This window comes from Streptomyces sp. NPDC001204 (assembly GCF_053598035.1).
This window is the reverse complement of record NZ_JBSFJL010000042.1, coordinates 42,588-68,558: the sequence shown is the minus strand read 5'-3', so window position 1 is coordinate 68,558 and position 25,971 is coordinate 42,588. Positions and strand designations below refer to the sequence as shown.

General features: G+C 72.7%; 18 protein-coding genes. 9 read left to right on the top strand and 9 right to left on the bottom strand.

Going from position 1 to position 25,971, the window contains the following annotated elements:
- Window positions 1-233: 233 nt before the first annotated feature.
- Entirely contained in the window at window positions 234-2,747 is a 2,514-nt protein-coding gene (pepN, locus tag ACWC91_RS37105; protein WP_450643303.1) for an aminopeptidase N, read from the bottom strand.
- 119 nt (window positions 2,748-2,866) lie between these two features.
- Window positions 2,867-3,214, bottom strand: a complete 348-nt coding sequence (locus ACWC91_RS37100; RefSeq protein ID WP_225074219.1) for a chorismate mutase — start codon at window positions 3,212-3,214, stop codon at window positions 2,867-2,869.
- Window positions 3,215-3,372: 158 nt separating this feature from the next.
- On the opposite strand from ACWC91_RS37100, the gene ACWC91_RS37095 reads away from it, so the two are divergent.
- From ACWC91_RS37095 to ACWC91_RS37085, 3 genes are all read left to right on the top strand, one after another.
- Window positions 3,373-4,272, top strand: a complete 900-nt coding sequence (locus ACWC91_RS37095) for a hypothetical protein (protein ID WP_225074220.1) — start codon at window positions 3,373-3,375, stop codon at window positions 4,270-4,272.
- Between the two features lie 121 nt (window positions 4,273-4,393).
- Complete coding sequence (locus tag ACWC91_RS37090; protein WP_225074221.1) at window positions 4,394-5,314, top strand: rhomboid family intramembrane serine protease; 921 nt, start codon at window positions 4,394-4,396, stop codon at window positions 5,312-5,314.
- A gap of 23 nt (window positions 5,315-5,337) precedes the next feature.
- Complete coding sequence (locus ACWC91_RS37085; protein WP_450643305.1) at window positions 5,338-6,258, top strand: chitosanase; 921 nt, start codon at window positions 5,338-5,340, stop codon at window positions 6,256-6,258.
- Window positions 6,259-6,386: 128 nt separating this feature from the next.
- On the opposite strand, the gene ACWC91_RS37080 is transcribed toward ACWC91_RS37085, so the two are convergent.
- From ACWC91_RS37080 to ACWC91_RS37070, 3 genes are all read right to left on the bottom strand, one after another.
- Window positions 6,387-7,850 (bottom strand): glutamate synthase subunit beta, encoded by a 1,464-nt coding sequence (locus tag ACWC91_RS37080; RefSeq protein WP_225074223.1) that lies wholly within the window; start codon window positions 7,848-7,850, stop codon window positions 6,387-6,389.
- On the bottom strand, window positions 7,843-12,354 hold the full coding sequence (gene gltB, locus ACWC91_RS37075) for a glutamate synthase large subunit (RefSeq protein ID WP_450643318.1): 4,512 nt from the start codon (window positions 12,352-12,354) through the stop codon (window positions 7,843-7,845). The genes ACWC91_RS37080 and gltB overlap by 8 nt, the downstream gene beginning before the upstream one ends.
- A gap of 506 nt (window positions 12,355-12,860) precedes the next feature.
- Window positions 12,861-13,592, bottom strand: coding sequence for a VIT1/CCC1 transporter family protein (locus ACWC91_RS37070; RefSeq protein WP_225074224.1), 732 nt, complete (start codon window positions 13,590-13,592; stop codon window positions 12,861-12,863).
- 285 nt (window positions 13,593-13,877) lie between these two features.
- Between ACWC91_RS37070 and ACWC91_RS37065 the strand changes: the two genes are divergently transcribed.
- From ACWC91_RS37065 to ACWC91_RS37040, 6 genes are all read left to right on the top strand, one after another.
- Entirely contained in the window at window positions 13,878-14,975 is a 1,098-nt protein-coding gene (locus ACWC91_RS37065) for an ADP-ribosylglycohydrolase family protein (protein ID WP_281155098.1), read from the top strand.
- Between the two features lie 713 nt (window positions 14,976-15,688).
- The gene (locus ACWC91_RS37060; protein ID WP_225074226.1) at window positions 15,689-16,804 is read left to right on the top strand and encodes an ADP-ribosylglycohydrolase family protein; all 1,116 of its coding nucleotides are present in this window, start codon (window positions 15,689-15,691) and stop codon (window positions 16,802-16,804) included.
- Between the two features lie 8 nt (window positions 16,805-16,812).
- Window positions 16,813-18,000: an ADP-ribosylglycohydrolase family protein gene (locus ACWC91_RS37055; RefSeq protein ID WP_225074227.1), complete on the top strand. Its 1,188-nt coding sequence runs from the start codon at window positions 16,813-16,815 to the stop codon at window positions 17,998-18,000.
- Window positions 17,988-19,379 carry an ADP-ribosylglycohydrolase family protein gene (locus tag ACWC91_RS37050; RefSeq protein ID WP_225074228.1) on the top strand — a complete coding sequence of 464 codons (1,392 nt, stop codon included), beginning with the start codon at window positions 17,988-17,990 and terminating at the stop codon, window positions 19,377-19,379. Before ACWC91_RS37055 ends, ACWC91_RS37050 begins: the two co-directional genes overlap by 13 nt.
- On the top strand, window positions 19,376-20,593 hold the full coding sequence (locus tag ACWC91_RS37045) for a CaiB/BaiF CoA transferase family protein (RefSeq protein ID WP_450643309.1): 1,218 nt from the start codon (window positions 19,376-19,378) through the stop codon (window positions 20,591-20,593). Before ACWC91_RS37050 ends, ACWC91_RS37045 begins: the two co-directional genes overlap by 4 nt.
- The gene (locus ACWC91_RS37040) at window positions 20,590-21,447 is read left to right on the top strand and encodes an HpcH/HpaI aldolase/citrate lyase family protein (protein ID WP_374113872.1); all 858 of its coding nucleotides are present in this window, start codon (window positions 20,590-20,592) and stop codon (window positions 21,445-21,447) included. The genes ACWC91_RS37045 and ACWC91_RS37040 overlap by 4 nt, the downstream gene beginning before the upstream one ends.
- Window positions 21,448-21,698: 251 nt before the next feature.
- On the opposite strand, the gene lgt is transcribed toward ACWC91_RS37040, so the two are convergent.
- The 4 genes from lgt to trpB all read right to left on the bottom strand — a co-directional run bounded on the left by lgt (window position 21,699) and on the right by trpB (window position 25,771).
- Window positions 21,699-22,706: a prolipoprotein diacylglyceryl transferase gene (gene lgt, locus ACWC91_RS37035; RefSeq protein WP_450643311.1), complete on the bottom strand. Its 1,008-nt coding sequence runs from the start codon at window positions 22,704-22,706 to the stop codon at window positions 21,699-21,701.
- Window positions 22,707-22,790: 84 nt separating this feature from the next.
- Entirely contained in the window at window positions 22,791-23,564 is a 774-nt protein-coding gene (locus ACWC91_RS37030; RefSeq protein WP_450643312.1) for a DsbA family protein, read from the bottom strand.
- Window positions 23,565-23,654: 90 nt separating this feature from the next.
- Window positions 23,655-24,491: a tryptophan synthase subunit alpha gene (gene trpA / locus ACWC91_RS37025; protein ID WP_225074232.1), complete on the bottom strand. Its 837-nt coding sequence runs from the start codon at window positions 24,489-24,491 to the stop codon at window positions 23,655-23,657.
- Window positions 24,488-25,771 (bottom strand): tryptophan synthase subunit beta, encoded by a 1,284-nt coding sequence (gene trpB, locus ACWC91_RS37020; protein WP_225074233.1) that lies wholly within the window; start codon window positions 25,769-25,771, stop codon window positions 24,488-24,490. The genes trpA and trpB overlap by 4 nt, the downstream gene beginning before the upstream one ends.
- Window positions 25,772-25,971: the final 200 nt, after the last annotated feature.

Below are 25,971 nucleotides of genomic sequence, written 5' to 3'. Positions count from 1 at the left end.
CGCCCCCCGCCGGGCGGCGCCCCCCCCCCCCCCCCCCCGCCGGGCCCCGGCGTCACCGACGGCGTCGCCCGCGTCCAGCGGCTCGCCGCCGCGGCCACCACCGGCCACCGTCCGGCGCGTCGGCCAGGCGGTGGCGGCCGTGCCGCGCACACCGCCGCGGGCCGACCGGACCGTCCTGGCCGGGCCGGGCCGGCGAACCATCGGTTCGGAACGACCGGCCCGGACGACAGGGCCTACGCCTCCCGGACGCGCAGTGCGCGGGACAGGTCGTCGAGCTGGTCGACGAGCTTGCGGCGGAGCGCGGGGGTGGGGGCGCCGTCGTGCAGGCAGGCCTCGCCCAGTCGCAGGTGGTCGGCGTCGACGGCGTGCACCGGGAACGCCCAGCGTCCGGCGGCCTCGGCGATGGCGGGGCCGCGGCGGTCGGCGAGGGCGATCGCGTCCTGGTAGAAGCGGGGGACGTAGTCCCGTACGAGATCGGCCTGTTCGGGCTGCCAGAAGCCCTGCGCGGTGGCGATGAACAGGTAGTTCGACAGGTCGGTGCGCTCGTCGGTGGCGAACATCGACTCCCAGGCCGCGCGCTTGGCCCCGGCGTCGGGCAGCGCGGCCCGGCAGCGGGCGGCGCCCTCCTGGCCGGTGGCGGACGGGTCGCGCTCGAGTTCCCGGGCGATGGCGGCCTCGTCGACGGCGCCGAGGACGGCGAGGCGGCCCAGGACGCGCCAGCGCAGCTCCGGGTCGAGTTCGGGGCCGCCGGGGACGGTGCCGTCGGCGAGCCAGGCGGCGATGGTGTCCGGTTGCGCGGCGACGTCGATGAAGTGGCGCACGGCGATCAGGCGCAGACCGGGGTTGTCGCCGTCCTCGGTGCGGCGGATGAGGTCGCGGCACAGGGAGCCGAGGGCGGCCAGGGCGGCGGGCCGCTGTCCCGGGTGGACGTACCGGTCGGCGATCTGCCCGGTGGCGAAGGCCAGGACGCCCTGGACGAGGGCGAGGTCGGTCTCCTCGGGCAGGTGGGCGGAGGCGGCCGCCAGGTAGTCGGCGGGGGCGAGTTCACCGTCGCGGACCATGTCGCGCAGCGTGTTCCACACCACGGCGCGGGTGAGCGCGTCGGGGACGCCGGACAGGTCGCGCAGGGCGGTCTCCAGGGAGGTCTCGTCCAGGCGGATCTTGGCGTAGGTCAGGTCCTGGTCGTTGGGCACGATCAGGGCGGGCCGGGTGCCGGAGCGGGGTTGGCCGGCGCGGTCCTGCGGGACGTCGGTCTCGTAGCGCTCCCGGACGACCAGGCTGCGGCCGTCGCCCAGGTCGCGGTCGTAGACGCCGACGGTGACGCGGTGCGGGCGGCTGCCGTCGCGGTCGAGGGCGAGGGTCCACTGGCCGGGCGCGGCGTCGACGGACGCGGTGAGCGTGTCCACGCCGGTGGTGCGCAGCCAGGCCTCGGCCCAGGCGTGCACGTCGCGGTCGGTGGCGGAGGCGAGGGAGTCGATGAAGTCGGCGAGGGTGGCGTTGGCGAACCGGTGCCGCTTGAAGTGGGTGTTGATGCCGGCCAGGAAGTCCTTCTCGCCGAGCCAGGCGACCAGTTGCCGCAGGGCGGAGGCGCCCTTGGCGTAGGAGATGCCGTCGAAGTTGAGCAGGGCGGAGGCGGTGTCGTCGACGGCGTCGGGCGCGACGGGGTGGGTGGAGGGGCGCTGGTCGGCGTCGTAGCCCCAGGACTTGCGGGCGACGCCGAAGTCGGTCCAGGTGCCGGTGAAGCGGGTGGCCTCGGCGGTGGTCTGGTAGCCCATGTACTCGGCGAAGGACTCGTTCAGCCAGATGTCGTCCCACCACTTGAGGGTGACAAGGTCGCCGAACCACATGTGGGCCATCTCGTGGGCGATGACCATGGCGCGGGTCTGCCGCTCGGTGTCGGTGACGGCGGAGCGGTAGACGAACTCGTCGCGGAAGGTGACCAGGCCCGGGTTCTCCATGGCGCCCGCGTTGAACTCGGGGACGAAGGCCTGGTCGTAGGAGTCGAAGGGGTAGGGCTCGTCGAACTTCTCGTGGTAGCGGTCGAAGCAGGCCCGGGTGACGTCGAGGATCTCGTCGGCGTCCGCGTCGAGGTGGGGCGCCAGCGAGCGGCGGCAGTGGATGCCGAAGGGCAGGCCGCGGTGCTCGGTGCGCACGGAGTGCCAGGGGCCGGCGGCGACGGCGACCAGGTAGGTGGAGATCAGCGGGGTGGGCGCGGCCTTCCAGACGCCGTCGCCGGTGTGCTCCGTGACGCCGTTGGCGAGGACGGTCCAGCCCTCGGGGGCGGTGACGGCGAGTTCGAAGACGGCCTTGAGGTCGGGCTGGTCGAAGGCGGCGAAGACGCGCTGGACGTCTTCCATGAACAGCTGGGTGTAGACGTACGTCTCGCCGTCGGTGGGGTCGGTGAAGCGGTGCATGCCCTCGCCGGTGCGGGAGTAGCGCATGGCGGCGTCGACGCGCAGTTCGTGTTCACCGGGGGCGAGGTTCTTCAGCGGCAGGCGGTTGCCGGTGAGATCGTGCGGGTCGAGGGGCTGTCCGTCGAGGGTGGCGGAGCGCAGGTGGGCGGGCTTGAGCTCGACGAACGTGTCCGTGCTGTCCCGGCCTTCCCGTACGGTGAACCGGATCACGGTCCGGGAGTCGAAGGTGTCGTCCCCGCCGGTCAGGTCGAGGTCGACGGTGTACCGGTGGACGTCGAGGAGCTTGGCACGGGTATGCGCTTCGTCGCGCGTGAGTACGGACATGGACGCCATGCTGCCTGATGGCCCGGAGCGGGCACGAGGGGGTGTCGCCGACGGACGCAAGGCGTTCGCGGTCCGCGGGGGGCGCGTTCGGCGGCGCGCGGGCGAGCGGGCAGGCGAGCGGGCGGGGCTCAGGTCGCCGGAGTCTCGCCGTTGCCGGCGTCCTCCGCGATGCGCTCGTGGTGGCGGATCACCTCGGCGATGATGAAGTTCAGGAACTTCTCGGCGAACGCCGGGTCCAGTTTGGCGTCCTCGGCGAGGGCGCGCAGCCGGGCGATCTGCCGAGCCTCGCGGGCCGGGTCGGCGGGCGGCAGCTGGTGGGCGGCCTTGAGGTGGCCGACCTGCTGGGTCGCCTTGAACCGCTCGGCGAGCATGTGGACGACGGCCGCGTCGATGTTGTCGATGCTGTCGCGCAGCCGCGCGAGCTCCTCGTGAACGGCGGGGGCGACGTCACCGGTAGGGGTGCTGCTGGTGGTCATGGGCTCCAACCCTACGGGGTGGGCGGCGCTCCGATCACGAGCGTCCGACCCGTGGTCAAAGGCCGGCGCCGGGCGCCGCGCGGCGTGGGCGCCGGGCGGAATCGGGGCTCCCGCGCATAAAGTGGGAGGGAGTTCAGGGCGTCTTTGGGGGTTCGGACGTGGCGAACGGCGGACCGGTGGTGCACGGCTACCCGCATCTGGAGACGGTGCGGGCCGCGATCACCTCCCTGTACAAGCGGCTCTCGTACGGCACCGTGCAGACGTTCGCGACCAGCGTGGCCCCGGCCGACGTGGCCTTCTGCGACACCGACGACCTGCATCTGGGGGCCCAGCGCGTGGCCCGCGAAATGGTCCGCCACTACCGGCTGCCGGACGCCCGCATGATCGTCAGCTTCCGCGAGATGACGCACGCGGCGAACGTCGAGCTGGCGGCGGGCCCCGAGTACTTCGTCGAGCTGAACGACCGCTTCCGCACCCACCGCCGGGACATCGGCGCGGCCCTCGCCCACGAGGTGACCCACGTCTACCTGCACCGGCTGGACCTGTCCTTCCCCAGCACCCGCGACAACGAGATCCTCACGGACACGGTGGCGGCGTACCTGGGCGCGGGCTGGCTGCTGCTGGACGCCTTCCGGGAGGACGGCGTGTCGTCGCAGAAGCTCGGCTACCTCACCCCTGAGGAGTTCGGCTACGTGCTGGCCAAGCGGGCGCTGGTGTTCGGCGAGGATCCCTCGACGTGGTTCACCAGCCCCCAGGGGTACGAGGCGTACGTCAAGGGCATGGCCCGGGCCCGCGGTGACGAGCAGCAGCCGCCCCTGACGGCGGCGGGCTGGGCGGGCCGCCGCCGGTACGCCCGCGACCGCCGGCACGCCCAGGACCACGGCCGTGCGCCGCTCGCCCAGCCGGAGGCGCCGTACTCCTTCAGCCGCGGCGGCCGGGAGCCCCTGCGGGTGTCCTTCTCCTGCCCCACCTGCCACCAGCGCATCAGGGTCCCGGTCGGAGGCCGTATGCGCGCCCGGTGCGCCCTGTGCCGCACAGTCCTGGAGTGCGACACCTGACCTGATCGCGATTCCGGGATCGCGGGCCCCACCTTTACCATCTGTCACAGCACTTCGCTATTTTGTTCGCCGCCGTCCCCACCGGCTCAGCCATGTCCCCGCGTTTACCGAGGAGCCGGCCGTGGATGCCGAGTCCGCTGTCACCACCTGCTACCGCCACAGCAGAGTGGAGTCCCACGTCCGCTGCGTCCGCTGCGACCGGTACATCTGCCCGGACTGCATGCGGGAGGCCTCCGTCGGCCACCAGTGCGTGGAGTGCGTGAGGGAGGGCGCCCGGTCGGTACGGCAGGCACGGACGGCGTTCGGCGGCCGGATCAGCGCGGTGCCGGTCGTGACGTACGTTCTGATCGGGCTCAACGTCCTCGCCTATCTGGGCGAGTTGGTGCGCCCGGCGGTCGTGGACGGTCTGGGGATGCTCGGGCGCGGTCTGGCGGGAACCGACGGCGGGCACTACCTGTGGGAGTACCCGTACGGCTCCGACGTGCACGCGGAGGGGCTGGTCGGCGGCGAGTGGTACCGGCTGCTGACCGGCGCGTTCCTGCATGTGCCCGCCACCGAGGGGACGTTCGGCATCCTGCACATCGTGATGAACATGACGGCGCTGTGGAGCACCGGACGCGTGGTCGAGGCGCAGTTGGGCCGCGCCCGCTACCTCGCCCTGTACCTGCTGTCGGCGCTCGGCGGCTCGGTCCTGGTCCTGCTGATCGATCCGGACGCCCTGACGGTCGGCGCGTCCGGCGCGATCTTCGGTCTCGGCGCCGCGTACTACGTCATGGCCCGGCGTCTGGGCTACGACATGAGCGACGTCAACCGGTACATGGCGGGTCTGCTGCTGTGGCTGGTGATCTCCGCAGGGCTCACTTCCTGGCAGGCGCACCTCGGTGGCCTGCTGGCGGGCGGCGTGGTGACCCTGGCGTACGCGTACGCGCCGCGCGGCGGCCGTCGCACTCTGGTCCAGGCGGGCGTGTGCGTGGCCCTGCTGGTTCTGCTCATGGCGCTCAGTTGGGCGAAGGTCTCGGAACTGTCGGGAGGGGCGGCCTGATCAGGGCCGTACAGGTATCTGTCATGAAACGTCCTGGAATATTGCTTCTGGTGGCCACCCCGGTCCTCGCGTTGGCGGTGATGCTCGCCTTCGATCCCCGGGATCCGGATCCGGATCCGGCCACGGAAACGGGGAAGCACGCGTCGGTCTCGCACGAGTCCCGCAAGGGTGCCAAGGCGCGTGCCGAGCGGTCCGAGGAGGAGGCCGAGGACGACGAAGTGGTCGCCGATGCCCCGCCGGGGCTCGCCGCGGCCGCGAAGAAGGACCTGGCCCAGCGACTCGTGGCGAGCGCCGTGCACTCCACGCTCGACTGGCGCAGCAGCTACGGCTCCATCGAGGACTTCGGCGACGGCCAGGGGTACACCGCGGGCATCATCGGCTTCTGCACCGGCACCCAGGACCTGCTCACCCTGGTCGAGCACTACACCAAGGACCACCCGGACAACGCCCTCGCCCCGTACCTGCCCGCGCTGCGCGAGGTCGACGGCACGGACTCCCACGAGGGCCTGGACCCCGGCTTCACCGCGGCCTGGAAGGCGGAGTCGAAGCTGCCCGCCTTCCGTGAGGCCCAGGAGGCGGAGCGCGACCGCGCCTACTTCAACCCCGCCGTCCGTCTCGCCAAGCTGGACGGCCTGGGCACGCTCGGCCAGTTCGTCTACTACGACGCGATGGTCTTCCACGGCCCCGGAACCGACCCCGACAGCTTCTACGGCCTGCGCGAGCGCGTCCTGCAGGAGGCGGACACCCCGGCCATGGGCGGCAGCGAGAAGGCGTACCTCGACATCTTCCTGGACATGCACCGCAAGGCCATGAAGGACAGGAAGCCCGACGTCGGCACCGAGCGCATCGACGCGGCCCAGCGGCAGTTCCTGAACGACGGGAACATGGATCTGAAGACGCCGCTGGTGTGGACGCTGCACGGCAAGACGTACAGGGTGCCGTAGGGCCTCTCACATGCGGCGGCGCCTGCCCGGTCGTCCGGTCGGGGACTGGGGCAGGCGCCGTCCTGTGCTCCGTACGCCGTTGTACGGACGTCTGCACGGGGACCGTCAGGTCCCCCGGTGGGCCGTCGTCAGACCGTCAGCGCGCGGTCCGTCGGGCGGATCGGGGCCGGCAGGTCGCCGGCGCCCATGAGGTGGCGGTCGACGCCGCGGGCGGCCGAGCGGCCTTCGGCGATCGCCCACACGATGAGGGACTGGCCCCGGCCGGCGTCACCGGCGACGAAGACACCGGGCACATTGGTCTGGAAGTCCGCGTCACGGGCGATGTTACCCCGCTCGTCCAGCTCCAGGCCGAACTGGTCGACCAAGCCGTTCTCCCGGTCGGTGCCGGTGAAGCCCATGGCGAGGGTGACCAGCTGGGCCGGGATCCTGCGCTCGCTGCCCGGCTTCCGGGTCGGCCTGCCGTCCACGAACTCGACCTCGGCCAGGTGCAGCCACTGCACGTTGCCGTCCTCGTCGCCCTCGAAGTGGGTCGTGGAGGCCGAGTAGATCCGCTCGCCGCCCTCCTCGTGGGCCGAGGTGACCTTGTAGAGGATCGGGAAGGTCGGCCAGGGCTGGTCGACCGGGTGCCGCTCGTCGTTCGGGCGGGGCATGATCTCCAACTGGGTGACGGAGGCCGCGCCCTGACGGTGGGCGGTGCCCACGCAGTCCGCGCCCGTGTCACCGCCGCCGATGACGACGACGTGCTTGCCCTCCGCCGAGATCGGCGCCACCACGTAGTCGCCCTCCTGGACCTTGTTGGCCAGGGGCAGGTACTCCATCGCCTGGTGGACGCCCCCCAGTTCGCGGCCGGGGACGGGAAGGTCGCGGGCGGTGGTGGAGCCGGCGGCGATGACGACCGCGTCGTAGCGCTTCTTCAGGTCGGTGGCCTTCAGGTCGCGGCCGATCTCGACACCGGTGCGGAAGCGGGTGCCCTCCGCGCGCATCTGCTCGATACGGCGGTTGATGTGCCGCTTCTCCATCTTGAACTCGGGGATGCCGTAGCGCAGGAGGCCTCCGACGCGGTCCGCGCGCTCGTAGACGGCGACCGTGTGGCCCGCCCTGGTCAGCTGCTGGGCGGCGGCCAGGCCCGCCGGGCCGGAGCCGATGACCGCGACGGTCTTGCCGGACAGGCGCTCGGGGATCCGCGGGGCGACGTCGCCGTTCTCCCACGCCTTGTCGATGATCGAGACCTCGACGTTCTTGATGGTGACCGGCGGCTGGTTGATGCCCAGCACACAGGCCGACTCGCAGGGCGCCGGGCACAACCGGCCCGTGAACTCGGGGAAGTTGTTCGTCGCGTGCAGCCGCTCGGAGGCGGCGGCCCAGTCCCCGCGGTAGGCGTAGTCGTTCCACTCCGGGATCAGGTTCCCGAGCGGGCAGCCGTTGTGGCAGAACGGGATGCCGCAGTCCATGCACCGGCCGGCCTGCTTGCTGATGATCGGCAGCAGCGAGCCGGGAACGTGGACCTCGTTCCAGTCCCGCTTGCGCTCCTCGACCGGACGGGACTCGGCGACCTCGCGGCCGTGGTTCAGGAAGCCCTTCGGGTCAGCCATGGATCGCCGCCTCCATCATCTTCTCGGTGATCTCGGTCTCGGACAGACCGGCCCGCTCGGCGGCGTCCTTGGCGGCGAGCACTGCCTTGTACGTGCTGGGGATGATCTTGCTGAAGCGCTCCACCGCGGTGTCCCACTCGGCGAGCAGCTTCTCGGCGACGGTCGAGCCCGTCTCCTCCTGGTGCCGGCGCACCACGTCGTGCAGCCACTGCCGGTCGGAGTCGTCCAGCGGCTCGACCGCGTCGGCGTTGCCGGGGTTGACGTTGTCCCGGTCGAGGTCGATGACGTAGGCGATGCCGCCGGACATGCCGGCCGCGAAGTTGCGGCCGGTCTCGCCGAGGACCACCGCGCGCCCGCCGGTCATGTACTCGCAGCCGTGGTCGCCCACGCCCTCGGAGACGACCAGCGCGCCGGAGTTGCGCACGCAGAAGCGCTCACCGGTCCTGCCGCGCAGGAACATCTCGCCGCCGGTCGCGCCGTAGGCGAGGGTGTTGCCCGCGATGACGCTGTACTCGGCGAGGTGGTCGGCGGCGCGGTCCGGGCGGACCACGATCCGGCCGCCCGAAAGACCCTTGCCGACGTAGTCGTTGGCGTCGCCCTCCAGGCGCAGTGTGATGCCGCGCGGGACGAAGGCGCCGAAGGACTGGCCGGCCGAGCCGGTGAAGGTGATGTCGATGGTGTCGTCGGGCAGTCCCGCACCGCCGAACTTCTTCGTCACCTCGTGGCCGAGCATGGTGCCGACGGTGCGGTTGATGTTGCGGATGGCGACCTGGGCGCGCACCGGCTGGGCGTCGGCGGCGCCGGGCGCGGCCAGGGAGTCGGCGGCGAGCCTGATCAGCTCGTTGTCGAGCGCCTTCTCCAGGCCGTGGTCCTGGGCGGTCACCTGGTGGCGCACCGCGCCCTCGGGCAGATCGGGCACGTGGAACAGCGGCTCCAGGTCCAGGCCCTGCGCCTTCCAGTGGTCGACCGCCCGGGTCACGTCGAGGACCTCGGCGTGGCCGACGGCCTCCTCGACGGAGCGGAAGCCCAGTTCGGCGAGCAGCTGGCGGACCTCCTCGGCGATGAACCGGAAGAAGTTCACCACGTACTCGGCCTGGCCGGAGAACCGCTCGCGCAGCACCGGGTTCTGGGTGGCGATGCCGACCGGGCAGGTGTCCAGGTGGCACACGCGCATCATGACGCAGCCGGAGACGACCAGCGGAGCGGTCGCGAAGCCGAACTCCTCGGCGCCCAGCAGCGCCGCGATCACCACGTCGCGGCCGGTCTTGAGCTGACCGTCGGTCTGCACGACGATGCGGTCCCGCAGTCCGTTGAGGAGCAGCGTCTGCTGGGTCTCGGCCAGGCCCAGCTCCCAGGGGCCGCCCGCGTGCTTCAGCGAGGTCAGCGGGGAGGCACCGGTACCACCGTCGTGACCGGAGATCAGGACCACGTCCGCGTGCGCCTTGGAGACGCCCGCGGCGACCGTGCCGACACCGACCTCGGAGACCAGCTTGACGTGAATCCGCGCCCGCGGGTTCGCGTTCTTCAGGTCGTGTATCAGCTGGGCCAGGTCCTCGATGGAGTAGATGTCGTGGTGCGGCGGCGGGGAGATCAGGCCGACGCCGGGGGTCGAGTGCCGGGTCCTGGCCACCCACGGGTAGACCTTGTGGCCGGGCAGCTGGCCGCCCTCGCCGGGCTTGGCGCCCTGGGCCATCTTGATCTGGATGTCGTCGGAGTTGACGAGGTACTCGCTGGTCACCCCGAAGCGGCCGGAGGCCACCTGCTTGATGGCGGACCGGCGGGCCGGGTCGTACAGGCGGTCCGCGTCCTCGCCGCCCTCACCGGTGTTGGACTTGCCGCCCAGCTGGTTCATGGCGATGGCGAGGGTCTCGTGCGCCTCCTTGGAGATGGAGCCGTACGACATGGCGCCCGTGGAGAAGCGCTTGACGATCTCGCTGACCGACTCGACCTCCTCGACGGGGACCGGCGCGCGGCCGGAAGCGAAGCCGAACAGTCCGCGCAGCGTCATCAGGCGCTCGGACTGCTCGTTCACCCGGTCCGTGTACTTCTTGAAGATGTCGTAGCGGCAGGAGCGCGTGGAGTGCTGGAGGCGGAAGACCGTCTCGGGGTCGAACAGGTGCGGCTCGCCCTCGCGGCGCCACTGGTACTCGCCGCCGATCTCCAGCGCGCGGTGCGCCGGGGCGATCCCGGAGGCCGGGTAGGCCTTGGCGTGGCGGGCGGCGACCTCCTTGGCCACGACGTCGATGCCGACGCCGCCGATCTTGGTGGCGGTGCCGTTGAAGTACTTGTCGACGAAGGCCTCGTCCAGGCCGACGGCCTCGAAGACCTGGGCGCCCCGGTAGGAGGCGACGGTGGAGATGCCCATCTTGGACATGACCTTCAGCACGCCCTTGCCGAGGGCGCGGATCAGGTTGCGCAGGGCGTTCTCGGGCTCGCCGCCCGGCAGGAAGGTGCCCGCGCGGACCAGGTCCTCGACGGACTCCATCGCCAGGTACGGGTTGACCGCGGCGGCGCCGTAGCCGATCAGCAGGGCGACGTGGTGGACCTCGCGGACGTCGCCGGCCTCCACCAGCAGGCCCACGTGGGTGCGCTGCTTGGTGCGGATCAGATGGTGGTGGACGGCCGCGGTGAGCAGCAGTGACGGGATCGGGGCGTGCTCGGCGTCCGAGTGGCGGTCGGACAGGACGATCAGGCGGGCGCCGTTGCCGATGGCGGCGTCGGCCTCGGCGCAGATCTCCTCGATGCGCGCGGCCAGCGACTCGCCGCCGCCGGAGACCCGGTACAGGCCGGAGAGGGTCGCGGCCTTGAAGCCGGGCATGTCGCCGTCGGCGTTGATGTGGATGAGCTTGGCCAGCTCGTCGTTGTCGATCACCGGGAAGGGCAGGACGACGCTGCGGCAGGAGGCCGCGGTCGGCTCGAGCAGGTTGCCCTGCGGGCCGAGCGAGCTGCGCAGCGAGGTGACCAGTTCCTCGCGGATCGCGTCCAGCGGCGGGTTGGTGACCTGCGCGAACAGCTGGGTGAAGTAGTCGAAGAGCAGCCGCGGGCGCTCGGAGAGGGCCGCGATCGGCGAGTCGGTTCCCATGGAGCCGATCGGCTCGGCGCCGGTCTTGGCCATCGGCGCGAGCAGGACGCGCAGCTCCTCCTCGGTGTAGCCGAAGGTCTGCTGGCGACGGGTGACCGAGGCGTGGGTGTGCACGATGTGCTCGCGCTCGGGCAGGTCGCCCAGATCGATCTCGCCGGCCTGGACCCACTCGGCGTAGGGGTGCTCGGCGGCGAGGGTCGCCTTGATCTCGTCGTCCTCGATGATGCGGTGCTCGGCGGTGTCGACGAGGAACATGCGGCCGGGCTGGAGCCGGCCCTTGCGGACGACCCTGGCCGGGTCGATGTCGAGCACGCCGACCTCGGAGCCGAGGACGACGAGGCCGTCGTCGGTGACCCAGTAGCGGCCGGGGCGCAGGCCGTTGCGGTCGAGCACGGCGCCGACCTGGGTGCCGTCGGTGAAGGTGACGCAGGCCGGGCCGTCCCAGGGCTCCATCATCGTGGAGTGGTACTGGTAGAAGGCGCGCCGGGCCGGGTCCATGGCGTCGTGGTTCTCCCACGCCTCCGGGATCATCATCAGCACGGAGTGCGGCAGCGAGCGGCCGCCGAGGTGGAGCAGCTCCAGGACCTCGTCGAAGGAGGCGGAGTCGGAGGCGCCCGGCGTGCACACCGGGAAGACCCGCTCCAGCGTCTCCTGGGAACCGAACAGGCCGGAGTCCAGCCGGGACTCCCGGGCGCGCATCCAGTTGCGGTTGCCCTGGACGGTGTTGATCTCGCCGTTGTGCGCGACGAAGCGGTACGGGTGCGCGAGCGGCCAGCTCGGGAAGGTGTTCGTGGAGAAGCGGGAGTGGACGAGCGCGATGGCCGAGGCGAAGCGGCGGTCGGACAGGTCCGGGAAGAAGGGCTCCAGCTGGCCGGTGGTGAGCATGCCCTTGTAGACGAGGGTGCGGGCCGACAGCGACGGGAAGTAGACGCCGGCCTCGCGCTCGGCACGCTTGCGCAGCACGAACGCCTTGCGGTCCAGGGCGATGCCCTCGCTCACGCGGTCGGTGACGAACAGCTGGCGGAACACGGGCATGGTGGAGCGGGCGGTGGCGCCGAGCAGCTCGGGGGCGACCGGGACCTCACGCCAGCCGAGGACGGTCAGGCCCTCGTCGCCCGCGATCGCCTCGATGCGCGAGACGGTGTCCTCGGTGCCGTCCTCGGGCAGGAAGGCGATGCCGACGGCGTAGGCACCGGCCGCGGGCAGTTCGAATCCGGCCACCTCGCGCAGGAACGCGTCGGGCACCTGGGAGAGCAGACCGGCGCCGTCGCCGGAGTCGGGCTCGGAGCCGGTCGCGCCGCGGTGTTCCAGGTTGCGCAGAACCGTGAGCGCCTGTTCGACCAGCGCATGGCTCGCCTCGCCGGTGAGGGTGGCCACGAAGCCGACGCCGCAGGCGTCGTGCTCGTTGCGGGGGTCGTACATACCCTGCGCGGCAGGGCGGGCATCCATGAACGACCAGTTCTGGTCGTTCGCGGGATGCTGGGACGGCTGGCGCGGCATACGCATCGGCTCTCCCGTCGTCGTCATGTGGCTGTGGGTCCCTCCCAGGCCGTTCTGGCTCTGGGGGAGCGAGTGCCGAGGGACGACGTTGGCCCTCTGCCTGAAATGCGAAATTTCGTGCAGATTACATGATGGGCGGTTTCTCGGGAATCGGAAACTCCGTTCCAGCATGCGGGCACCGTGGGTCGCCAGGGGGGTACCGCGACCTGCGGTAAAAGCTGTGGGGCGGGCGGCGGACGAGATCGGTCGGATCCGTGTCCGTCGGCCCGGGGGGACAGGGAGGACGAAGTCGCCCGGCCCTGCGCATGCGCGACAGGCCTCATTGCCTGCGGGTGCTTACGGCTCATGCCCCGCGGTCACACGGCCGAAACCAACGGGTAAAGAAGCAACAGCGTACTTATGCGACTGTCCGCATAAGTTCCAGCGCCTTATCCTACGGCGGTTCCGAACAGGGTGCCCAGGGCGTAGGTCACACCGGCGGCGGCACCACCCAGGGCGAACTGCCGCAAACCGCTGTACCACCAGGTTCGCGCCGTCACCTTGGCCACCACCGCGCCACAGGCGAAGAGCCCCAGGAGGGCGAGCAGCACGGCCGGCCACAACACGTTGGCACCCAGCAGGTACGGCAGCACCGGCAGAAGCGCGCCGAGCGCGAACGAGCCGAACGACGACACCGCGGCGACCAGCGGGGAGGGCAGGTCGCCGGGGTCGACGCCCAGCTCCTCGCGGGCGTGTATCTCCAGGGCCTGCTCCGGGTCCTTCGACAGCTGCCGGGCCACCTCCTCGGCGAGCCCGGGCTCCACGCCGCGCGAGACGTAGAGCGCGGCCAGCTCCCGCTCCTCGTCCTCCGGGTGCTTGCGCAGCTCACGGCGCTCGACGTCCAGCTCGGCCTCGACCAGCTCGCGCTGCGAGGCGACGGAGGTGTACTCGCCGGCCGCCATGGAGAAGGCACCCGCCGCCAGGCCCGCGAGGCCGGTGAGGACAATGGTCTGCTGGCCCACCGCGCCGCCCGCCACACCGGTCATCAGGGCGAGGTTGGAGACCAGGCCGTCCATCGCGCCGAAGACCGCGGGACGCAGCCAGCCACCGTTCACGTCGCGGTGCGTGTGGTTGTCGCGGTGCGCCTCGTGGAGCGTCGCTTCGGTGTCGATGATGGCCATGACGAGGTCCCCCTGGGAGCTGGGCGAGAACTTAGGTAAGGCTGACTTTTGGACGAGTTCTATTTTTCGACAACACCGAATCTACGTTGGAAATTTCGCCGCCGCCAGCAAGGGAAGGCTGGGCTAACCTGCGGTTTTGCGTCGTTGCGCTCATCCGTGAACTGAGGTCCACAGATGTCGTACGGGTGATGGTGAGGTTCCCGAGGCTGCACCGGGCCCCGCGCCGGGGACAGTTCCGCTGAGGGCTCCCCCGCCCTGCGGGGCGCCCCGAGAGGAGAGCCCGCCATGGGATCGACCATCCGCGCCCCGCAGACCTCGGCGCCGGCCCCGGCCGCCTCGCGCGAACGGGCACGCGGCGCGCTGCTCGGCCTCGCCGTCGGAGACGCGCTCGGGGCGCCCGCGGAGAACCTGAAGCCGTCCGAGATCCGCGCCCGCTGGGGCCGGATCACCGGCTACGTCACCGACCGGCCGGCCGGCACGGACGACACCGAGTACGCCATCTTCTCCGGGCTGCTGCTGGCCCGGCACGGCCATGCGCTCACGCCCGCCCTGGTGGAGGCCGCCTGGCACGAGTTCATCGCCGACCGCGCCGAGGGTCCCTTCCACGGGGCCGGGTTCAGCGAGCGGGGCACCCTGGAGAATCTGCGCCGGGGGCTGGCCGCCCCCATCTCCGCCCAGCACCGGCACGCCTGGAGCGACGGGCTCGCCATGCGGGCGGCGCCGTTCGGGGTGTTCGCCGCCGGGCGGCCCGCCGAGGCGGCCCGGCTGGTGGCGATCGACGGCTCGGTCAGCCACGAGGGCGAGGGCATCCACGGCGGCCGGGCGGTGGCCGCCGGGGTCGCGGCGGCGATGGCGGGCGCGCCGCCGGTCGCGGTCGTGGCCGCCGCCCTCGCCGTCGTCCCCGACGACTCCTGGACGGCCCGCTCGCTGCGCCGGGCCACCGCCGCCGCCCACCGCGGCGAACGCGCGGTCCGCTCCGCGGTGGTCATCGGCGGCTATCCCTGGACCGACCTGGCCCCCGAAGCGGTCGCCCTCGCCTTCGGCGCGTACGCCGCCGCCGACGGCGACTTCCGCGAGGCGGTCCTCACCGCCGTCAACATGGGCCGCGACGCCGACACCACGGCGGCGGTCGCGGGCGCGCTGGCCGGCGCGACGCAGGGCCTCTCGGCCATTCCGGACGAGTGGGCGACGGCCATCGGCCCCGCCCGGGGCAGCTGCCTGCCGTCGATGGCGGGCCGGCACGTACTGGACGTGGCGGACCTGCTGGTGAGCGCCTCCACCGGCCTCCCCCGGCACGAAGCCCCCGTACGACGGGAGGCACCCCCCGTTCCGGACCGGTCGGCGTACGCGCTCACCGCCGGCGAAGAGGAGCCACAGCCGTGAACCACCGAATGGGTCCCGCCGCGGACGCCCCGGAGCACCCAGCCACGTGCGGTCACCCCGCCGCAGCGGCGACCGATCACCCGGCCCAAAGCGGCCACCCGCCGATGACACGACGCCCGCACGCCCGGCACAACCACGCCCCCACCAGCGACGAAGGCGGGACGCGACCATGAGCCGCAGGACCGGCGAGCCGACGGCCGGTCACCCGGCACGGAACAGCCACCCGCCGGTGGCAGCGGGCCCGCATGCGCAACACAACCGCACGCCCGCCGGCGACGAAGACGAGGCACGGCCGGGACACGCCGAGGCGAACGGCTGCCGCCGGATTTCGCCGCGGGAGGCTCCCGCGAGCGCCGCACCCCACAAGGACGCCCCGCCTCAGCGACGGCCGACCACCCGGCACGAAGCAGCCACTCACGCCCGACACCACGCCCACACGCCCGGCACGACCACCTCCCACCAGCGACGAAGGCGAGACGTGACCATGAGCCGCCGGACCGGCGAGCCGACGGCCGGTCACCCGGCACGGAACAGCCACCCGCCGGGGACGGCAGTCCGCACGCCCGGCGCGACCACGCTCACCGCCGGCGACGAAGACAAGGCACAGCCATGAGCCGCCCGACCAAGGAGCCGGTGCGCGGCAGCCGTCCGCCGGTGGCGGCAAGCCCGCGCGCCCGGCACCGTCACGCGCCCGCCGGACGTGAGGCGCAGCCGTGACGCGGCGGGTCGAAGGGCTGTTGCTGGGGCTGGCCGCCGGGGACGCCGCCGGGTGGCCCGCCGCGCGGCACCGGGCCGCTCGGATGCCGGAGTGGACCCGGCGGCTCACCCGGGAGCTGGACACGTTCGCCGAGCTGAACGCGACGACGACGCTGCCCGTGCCCATCGCGCTCAACCAGCCTCCGGAACCGCTGCGCCTCGGCCCCTCCGACGACGCCGAGTGGGCGGTGTTCGCAGCGGAGGCCCTGCTGCGGGCGGGGGACGACGGGGCGCTCGGCGACCTCGGCCGGGAGCGGCGCATCCGGGCCGCGATCGACCTGACCTGGAACGCCGCCGCCGGCGAGGTCGCGGCGGCGGCCGAACGCGCCCCCGAGGTCGAGTCTGCGGTGCTGCCGCTGCGCGCCCGTATCTCCGTCCGGGCCGGGCTCGGCAACCTGGCGACCGGACTGCGCCCGCCCGCCAGCGGACACGACAACCCGCACTACTTCGACGACGCCGCCTGCGTACGGGCCTGTGTGCTGGCCACGGCCCACCCGGGCGACCCCCGGTGCGCCGCCGAACTGGCCGAGTTCGACGCCCGGTACACCCAGGACGGCGACGGCGTCCACGGAGCCCGCGCGATGGCGGCGGCACTCGCCGAGGCGCTGGCGGGCGCGGAGGTCGGAGCGTGCGTCACGGCGGCGCTGGCCGAGCTGCCCGAGCGGACGGAGATCGGCCGCAACGCCCGGCACGCGCTGCGCCTGGCCCGGGACACCGAGGGCGCGTTCGCGCTCGTCCCGCTGCTTGAGCACCGGATCGTCGACCACGTCTACAGCTACGGCGTCGCCGCCGCCGAGACGGTTCCGGTCGCCCTCGCCCTGGCCACGGCGGCGGACGGCCGGATCGCCGAGGCGCTTCCGGCGGCGGCCTGCCTGTCCCGGGTCGCCGACTCCGCCCCGGCCCTGGCGGGCGCGCTGACCGGCGCGCTGGGCGGCGGCGAGACGATCCCGGCGTCCTGGCGGGAGGCCTGCCGCACCCTGTCCGGCTGCGTGCTGCCCCGCCTCACCGGCACCGACCTCGTGGAACTCGCCGAACTCCTGGAAGCGGCACAACCGGCCCCTCCAGGAGGATGATTCCGGGCATGACGCCCAAAGGAGAACAGAGCCGAGGCGTGGTCCGGGACGCGGACCTGGAGGAGCGGATCGCCGGCGCGCTCGTGGGAGCGGCCGTAGGCGACGCGCTCGGCGGGCCCGTCGAGGGCTACTCCCCCGACCGGATCCTCGAGCGCCACGGCGGCCGCGTGCACGGCGTCGTCGGCCCCTGGCACGGCGAGCGGTGGCGCACCGCCCGTCCCATCGCCCCGTACCACAAGGGCGACGGCCACGTCACCGACGACACCTTGATGACGCACGCCCTGGTGCGGGTGTACGCACGCGTCCGCGACCACCTCGACGCCTATGCGATCGCCGACCACCTGGTGCCCGACCTGATGACCAACCCGCGCTGGATCCCGGAACTCCAGGCGGAGGCGCTGCCGCTGCACCGGGTCTTCCTGGCGGAGAAGTGGCTCGTGGCACGGCTGCACTACGGCCACGTCGACCCGCGCGAGGCCGGCACCGGAAACATCGTCAACTGCGGTGCCGCGATGTACATGGCGCCGGTGGGCCTGGTCAACGCGGCCAATCCGGCGGCCGCTTACGCCGAGGCCCTGGACATCGCGGGCGCCCACCAGTCGTCCTACGGCAGGGAGGCGGCGGGCGTCCTGGCGGCCGGGGTCGCGGCGGCGTGCGCGCCGGGGGCGAGCGCGGACTCGGTGGTCACGGCGTGCCTGTCGCTGGCGAAGGACGGCACCCGCACCGCGATCGAGCGGGTCTGCGAAGTGGCCCGCGGGCACACGGACTTCGAGTCGGCGCTGGGCCCGCTGCGGGAGGCGGTGGCGCCGTACGACACGGTCGGGCCGGACTACCGGAACCCTTCCCTGGGCGCCCGCCGCCCCTCCCGGCTGCACGCGATCGAGGAACTGCCCATCGCGCTGGGCATGTTGACCGTGGCGCGCGGCGACTTCCGGCAGGCCGTCCTCGGCGCGGTGAACTACGGCCGCGACTGCGACTCCATCGCGACGATGGCCGGGGCGCTGGCGGGAGCGCTGGGCTCACCCGTCCCGGAGGACTGGGCGAAGACGGTGGCCGAGGCCAGCCGCCTGGACCTGTGGGAACCGGCGCGCACGCTGGCCGGGGTGACCCGGGAGGTCTTCGAGAAGGACGTACGGCGGCGGCGCGCCCACGAACGGGCGTTCGCCGGAATGGGAGGCCCGGAATGCTCCGAGTGACCTGGGTCCAGCCGGAGGACCTGCTCGGCCACGAGTTGCGCCAGGCGGTGCAGGACGGCCGCGAACCGTCGGCGATCGCCGCCCGCTGGCGCGCGGCGGGCGGACCCGAGGCGCCGGCCCGCGCGGGCGCGTCCCCCGGTCGCGCCTCCCGCTACCTGCGCCTCCTGGCGGAGGACCTCCTGGACGAACTGGCCGAACTCCCCAGCCGGCTGGCGGACGCGGAACCCACGGACCTGGCCGCGATCAAGGCCCTGTGCCCGGCCTGGCCCGGGCAGCCGGGCACTCCCGCGCCCTCGGGGACCGACGGGCGCCTGGAGGCCGCCTGGCTCGGCCGGGCCGCCGGCTGCCTGCTGGGCAAACCCGTGGAGAAGCTGCCCCTCACCGGCATCCGCCAACTCGCCCGGGCCACCGGCAACTGGCCCCTGAGCACCTGGTTCACGGGGAAGGGCGTACCAGGGGACCTGGCCGCCGCGTACCCCTGGAACCGCCGCTCGGCGGCCAGTTCTCTGGCCGAGAACATCGACGGCATGCCCGAGGACGACGACCTCAACTACCCCTTGCTCAACCTCCTCCTGCTGCAACGCCACGGGAAGCGGTTCACGACCACCGACACCGCCCGCCTCTGGCTGGACGAACTCCCCGCGGGCCGCACCTTCACCGCCGAACGCGTCGCCTACCGCAATCTGCTGCTCGGCATCGAACCCCCGCTGACCGCCCGGCACCGCAACCCCTTCCGCGAGTGGACCGGCGCTCTGATCCGCGCCGACATGCACGGCTGGACCAACGCGGGCGATCCGGCGGCCGCGGCCGCGCAGGCCCACCGTGACGCCACCCTCACCCACACCGCGAACGGCGTCTACGCCGCGATGTTCGCCGCCGCCGTCATCGCCGCCGCGGCGACCGGAAACCACGACGTCCACACCTGCCTGGCCACCGGCCTGACCGTCGTGCCGCCCGGCTCCCGGCTCGCCCGCGCCGTGCGCCACGGCGTCCAACTGGCCAAGACCCACGAGGACTTCGACACGGTCGTGGACGAACTCCACGCCACCCACGCCGACTGCCACTGGGTGCACGCCGTTCCCAACACCGCGCTGATCGCCGCCGCCCTGACCCACGCCGACGGCGACTTCACCGGCTCCGTCTGCCGCGCCGTCTCCGGCGGCTGGGACACCGACTCGAACGGTGCCACGGCCGGCGGTGTCGCGGCCCTCCTCGCCGGTTCCCCGAACGCGCTGCCCGACCGCTGGACGGCACCGCTCAAGAACCGGCTGGCCACTTCGGTGGGCGACTTCGACGGCACCGGCTTCGACACCCTGGCCCACCTCACGCACCTGGAGGCGTCCCGCCCCATGAGCGACATCGACGGGCGCGCCTCATGACCGCGCCCCACGACGCCGCGCCCGACGCCTCCGGGCCGCTCGCCGGTCTGCGCGTGCTCGACCTCGCCACCCTCTTCGCCGGACCCATCGCCGCCACCATGCTCGGTGACTTCGGCGCCGAGGTGATCAAGGTGGAGCACCCGGTCAGGCCGGACCCGTCCCGGGGCCACGGGCCGTCGAAGGACGGGGTCGGCCTGTGGTGGAAACTGCTCGGCCGGAACAAGCACACCATCACGCTGGACCTGTCGAAACCCGGTGGCCGCCGCACCCTGCTGCGGCTGGCCGCCACCGCCGACGTGATCGTGGAGAACTTCCGGCCCGGCACCCTGGAGAAGTGGGAGCTCGGCTGGCCTGAGCTGTCGGCGGCCAATCCGCGCCTGGTGCTGGCCCGGGTCACCGGGTTCGGGCAGTTCGGCCCGCACGCCTCCCGGCCCGGGTTCGGCACCCTGGCCGAGGCACTGAGCGGGTTCGCCGCGATCACCGGCGAGCCGGACGCGCCGCCGACGCTCCCGCCGTTCGGGCTCGCCGACTCGATCGCGGGCCTGGCCACGGCGTACGCGGTGATGACCGCGCTCGCGGCGCGGGAGCGCACCGGGGCCGGCCAGATCGTCGACATGGCGATCATCGAGCCGATCCTGACCGTCCTCGGCCCGCAGCCCCTGTGGTACGACCAGCTCGGCTACGTCCAGCCCCGCATCGGCAACCGCACCCGGAACAACGCCCCGCGCAACACCTACCGCAGCAGTGACGGCACCTGGGTGGCGGTCTCCACCTCGGCGCAGTCGGTCGCGGAACGCGTGATGCGGCTGGTGGGCCGCCCCGAGCTGATCGACGAGCCCTGGTTCGCGACCGGCGCGGAGCGGGCCGCGCACGCCGACGTGCTCGACGAGGCGGTGGGCGGCTGGATCGCCCGGCACACCCGCACCGAGGTCCTGGCCGCCTTCGAGAAGGCCCAGGCGGCGATCGCGCCGATCCAGGACGTACGGGACGTGATGGCCGACCCGCAGTACCGGGCCCTCGGCACCCTGACCACGCTGCACGATCCGGAACTCGGCCGGATGCGCATGCAGAACGTCCTCTTCCGGCTCTCCGCCACCCCGGGCGCGATCCGCTGGGCGGGCCGCCCGCACGGCGCCGACACGGACGCGGTCCTGTCCGAACTGGGTCTCACCCCGGAGGAACTGGCCGCGCTGCGTGCGGAGGGCGCCCTGTGACGGTGACCGCCTTCTGCCCGCTCACCTGGCTGTACGCACCCGGTGACCGCCCGCACGTCGTGGCCAAGGCCCTGGCCTCCGGCGCGGACGTGGTGGTCGTCGACCTGGAGGACGCGGTCGCCCCGGACCGCAAGGAGTACGCCCGCGCGGCCACCGCCGAGCTGCTGACCGAGCCGCCGCCGGTCCCGGTGCACGTGCGGATCAACGCGGTCGACGGGCCGCTGGCCGCCGCGGACCTGGCGGCCGTGGCTCCCCGGCCGGGTCTGGCCGGGCTGCGGCTGCCGAAGGTGACGTGCGCCGGGCAGGTCGCCCGGGTCGCGGCGCGGACGGAGGCCGTACAGGGCCCGCCGCCGGCGGACGGTTCGGGGCCCCCGCTGTACGCCCTCCTGGAGACCGCGCTGGCCATCGAGCGCGCCTACGCCATCGCCTCCGCGCATCCCTCGCTGTGCGGCGTCTCGATCGGCGAGGCCGACCTCCGCGCCGACCTGGGCGTACGGCAGGACTCCGGTCTGGACTGGTGCCGCGCCCGGGTCGTCGTGGCCGCCCGCGCGGCCGGCCTCGCCCCGCCGCCGCAGTCCGTCCACCCCGACATCCGGGACCTGGAGGGCCTGGCGGCCTCCTGCGCGCACGGCCGCGCCCTGGGCTTCCTCGGCCGCGCTGCCATCCATCCGCGCCAGCTCCCGATCATCGAGCGCGCCTATCTGCCGACCGACCGGGAGCTCGAGGAGGCCGAGACGGTCATCAAGGCGGCCACCGCGGACCAGGGCGCGCAGGCCCTCCCCGACGGCCGCTTCATCGACGCGGCGGTGGTGGCGGCGGCCCGGCGCACCCTCGCGCTGGCCCGGCGGTGCTGACCCGACGAGGGCGCCCCCGCGATCCGGGGCGCCCTTGTCCACATGCGGCTTTCGAGGGTCGTCAGGGTCGGTCGTCGGTCCGGAAGCGGGAAACCCGTCGTCCGTCGTGCCGGCTGTCCCCCGACCGGGTGCGGCGCGGCGCCGGAACACCTCGAACGGTGCCGGGCGGCAGCAGGCCCGACCGGGAACCACAGGACCAGAACTCCATTCGGCCCGGCGGCCACGCCTGTGCGTTCGGCAGGCCGGCTGCTCTACGAGCGGGGCTTCTGCTGCTTCTCCCCTGACATCACCGGAGCCTCATCAGCCACTGCGTCCTGACCGGAAGTGGACGTTCCCTCGCTCGCGGTCTCCGGAGCGTCCTTGTCCAGTACGAGAAGACCCTCCGCGCCTGTGCCCTCTTCCGCGTCCTGCGTGCCGCCGTCCGTGGCGTCCGTGCCGTCCGGGGCGTCCGGCTCGACGGTCTCTTCCCGGCCGGGCCGGAGCCGGGCCGAGAGGACCATGTAGATCACGGCCGCGATGAAGACGATCAACGCGGTCCAGTTGTTCAGCCGCAGGCCCAGGATGTGGTGGGCCTCGTCGACCCGCATGTACTCGATCCAGAACCGGCCCGCGCAGTACGCGGCGACGTACAGGGCGAACGCCCTTCCGTGACCCATCTTGAACCGGCGGTCCGCCCAGAACACCAGCAGCGCGACGCCGACGCACCACAGCGACTCGTACAGGAACGTCGGGTGGTAGTACCCCGGCACCCGGCCGTCCGCCGAGGACGTGATGTGCAGGGCCCACGGAAGGTCCGTCTCCCGCCCGTACAGCTCCTGGTTGAACCAGTTGCCCCAGCGCCCGAACGCCTGCGCGATCGCCAGCCCGGGAGCCACGGCGTCGGCATACGGCGGCAGCGCGATACCCCGGCGCCGGCAGCCGATCCAGGCACCGAGCGCGCCCAGCGCGACGGCTCCCCAGATACCGAGTCCGCCTTCCCAGATCTTGAAGGCGTTGACCCAGTTCCGGCCTTCACCGAAATAGAGTTCGTAGTCGGTGATCACGTGGTACAGGCGACCGCCCAGCAGGCCGAACGGGACGGCCCAGACGGCGATGTCCCAGGCGGTGCCCTTCTTACCACCACGCGCGACCCACCGGCGGTCGACGATCCAGAGGGCGACGAAGAGACCGACGAGGATGCTGAAGGCATAGCCGCGCAGCGGAATGGGACCGAGGTACAGCACACCGCGCGACGGGCTGGGGATGTAGGCAAGTTCCATGGCAGGGTCGACGCTACCGCAGCCGGGGCGCGGCCAAGGCGAGCAGCCCGGCTACGGGTCCATAACGGGCGGCTCGCGCCTCACTCATTTGCGGTCGGCCGCCTCCACCATCTGCTTCAGCTTCGCCGGGGTCATCGTCTGGTCCTGGAGGATGTTCTTCCCGTTCAGCAGGACGGTCGGGGTGCCCGAGAAGCCGCCGGCCTGGAAGGCCTGGTGGGACTTGTCGACCCAGCTGTCGTGCGTGCCGTCGCGGACGCACTTGTCGAAGGCCGGACTGTTCAGGCCGCTCACCTTGCCCGCGAGCTGGATGAGCTTGCCGTTGTCGGCGAAGGCGTCGTCGGACTCCTTGGGCTGGTTCCGGTAGAGCACGTCGTGGTAGGCGGGGAACTTGCCGGCGTCCTGGGCGCAGGCCGCCGCGTTGGCCGAGCGCAGGGAGCCGGTGCCCCCGAGGTTGCCGTCGATCAGTCTGACCAGGTGGTATTCGACTTTGAGCTTGCCGGCGTCGGCCAGCTCGTGGACCGTCGGCCGGTACATCGTCTCGAAGGCCTGGCAGGCCGGGCAGCGGAAGTCCTCCCACACGGTGAGCGTCGACTTGGCTCCGTCCTGGCCGACCGGGATCGCCAGGCTGTCCTTGCCCCGCGCGCCGGAGGGCGCCACGACCGGGCCCGCGCTGCTGCTCTTGTGCTTGCCGGAGTTGGCGGCCACCACGCCGATCACCGCCGCCAGGCCCAGGACGCACACGACGGTCGCGGCCACGATCAGCGTGCGCCGTCGCCTCTCCGTGGCCTTCTGCTTCTCGCGCTCGGCCGCCAGCCGCTGCCGGGCGATGCGCTTTCCCTGATGGTTCTTCTCGCTCACACCCCCTGAACGAACCGGGGAGGCGCATTGCGCCTCCCCGGTGCCAGGACCACCCGTTCGGGCGATCGAAGGATGTGCCGCGACCCGCCGTTACGCCTGTCCGCGCACGCCGCTCGCCAGCTCGCCCGCGAGGGCGCGGACCGCCTCGACGCCGGCCGCCGGGTCCGGGGCCTGCAGCATCCGCTTGACGAAGGCCGAACCGACGATCACGCCGTCGGCGAAGCCGGCGACCTCGGCGGCCTGGGCGCGGTTGGAGACGCCGAGGCCGACGCAGACGGGCAGGCCGCTACCAGTGGCCCGGGTGCGTTCCACCAGGTCCTGGGCCTGCGTGCCCACCGACTCACGGGTGCCGGTGACACCCATCAGGGAGGCGGCGTAGACGAATCCGGAGCCGGCCGCGGTGATCTCGGCGAGCCGCTCGTCCCTGCTGCTGGGCGCGACGACGAACACCGTCGCCAGGCCGTGCTTCTCGGCGTGCTCCCGCCACAGGGCCGACTCCTGGACCGGCAGGTCCGGCAGGATGCAGCCGGCGCCGCCCGCCTCGGCGAGTTCCGCGGTGAACCGCTCGACGCCGTAGCGGTCGACCGGGTTCCAGTACGTCATGACGAGCACCGGCTTGCCGGTGGCCGCGTGGGCCTCCTTCACCGTCCGCATGACGTCCGCGATCCTGACTCCGCCGCGCAGCGCGATGTCGTCCGCGGTCTGGATGACCGGACCGTCCAGTACCGGGTCGCTGTGCGGCAGCCCGACCTCGACGACGTCGGCGCCGCCGTCGAACACGGCCTTGATCGCCTCGATGCCGCCGTCCACGGTCGGGAACCCGGCCGGCAGATAGGCGATGAGAGCGGACCGGCCCTCCGCCTTGGCGGCGGCCAGGGTGTCGGCCAGCAGCCGGCCCTGTCCACCGGTCGATGCGGTCCCGCTCACTTGGCGTCCCCCTCGATCTCGGCGGTGTCGGCTTCGTCGGCGGCCACCTCGGCGTCGGTGTCGTACAGGCCGAAGTAGCGCGCGGCGGTGTCCATGTCCTTGTCGCCGCGGCCGGAGAGGTTGACCACGATCAGTCCGTCCTCGCCCAGTTCCCGGCCCACTTCCAGGGCGCCGGCCAGCGCGTGCGCGCTCTCGATCGCCGGGATGATGCCCTCGGTCCGCGACAGCAGGCGCAGCGCCTGCATGGCCGCGTCGTCGGTGATCGCGCGGTACTCGCCGCGGCCGGAGTCCTTGAGGTAGGAGTGCTCGGGGCCGATGCCCGGGTAGTCGAGGCCGGCGGAGATGGAGTACGGCTCGGTGATCTGGCCCTCGTCGTCCTGGAGGACGTAGGAGCGGGAGCCGTGCAGGACGCCGGGCTCGCCCGCGGTCAGGGTGGCCGCGTGCTCGCCGCTCTCGATGCCGTGCCCCGCGGGCTCGCACCCGATGAGGCGGACGCCGGTGTCCGGGATGAAGGCGTGGAAGAGGCCGATGGCGTTGGAGCCGCCGCCGACACAGGCGACGGCCGCGTCGGGCAGGCGCCCGGCGCGCTCCAGCAGCTGGCGGCGCGCCTCGACGCCGATGACCCGGTGGAAGTCGCGGACCATCGCCGGGAAGGGGTGCGGTCCCGCGACCGTCCCGAACAGGTAGTGGGTGTGGTCGACGTTGGCGACCCAGTCGCGGAACGCCTCGTTGATGGCGTCCTTCAGGGTGCGGCTGCCGGACTTCACGGCGACGACCTCGGCGCCGAGCATGCGCATCCGGGCCACGTTCAGGGCCTGCCGCTCCGTGTCGATCTCACCCATGTAGATCGTGCACTGGAGACCGAAGAGCGCGCAGGCGGTCGCGGTCGCGACGCCGTGCTGTCCCGCGCCGGTCTCGGCGATCACCCGGGTCTTGCCCATCCGCTTGGTGAGCAGGGCCTGACCGAGCACGTTGTTGATCTTGTGGGAGCCGGTGTGGTTGAGGTCCTCGCGCTTGAGGAACACACGGGCGCCGCCGGCGTGCTCGGCGAAGCGGCGCACCTCGGTGAGGGCGCTGGGACGGCCGGTGTAGTGGGCGAGCAGGTCGTCGAGCTCGCGGGCGAACTCGGGATCGGCCTTCGCCTTGTCGTACTCGACGGCGACCTCGTCCACGGCGGCGACGAGCGCCTCCGGGATGAACTTGCCGCCGAACGCGCCGAAGTAGCCCTCGGCGCTCGGCACCTGGCCCTCCGGGTCGGGAATGAAGAACTCGCTGGGCATGCGGATACCTCACAGGGGCGTCTGCCCCGGGATCGGTGGGTCTGAGGTCACGGTGGTCGCGTGCGCGTGCCGTGCTCCGGGTGTGCGGGCACGGGCGTCAGCGGGCGGGCCGCTCGGCCGGCGGGCGGACCGCGGTCGCGGTACGGCGGCACGGGCCGGGAGCGGCAAGGGCGGGGCGTCCGGCCCGGGGCCGGACGACT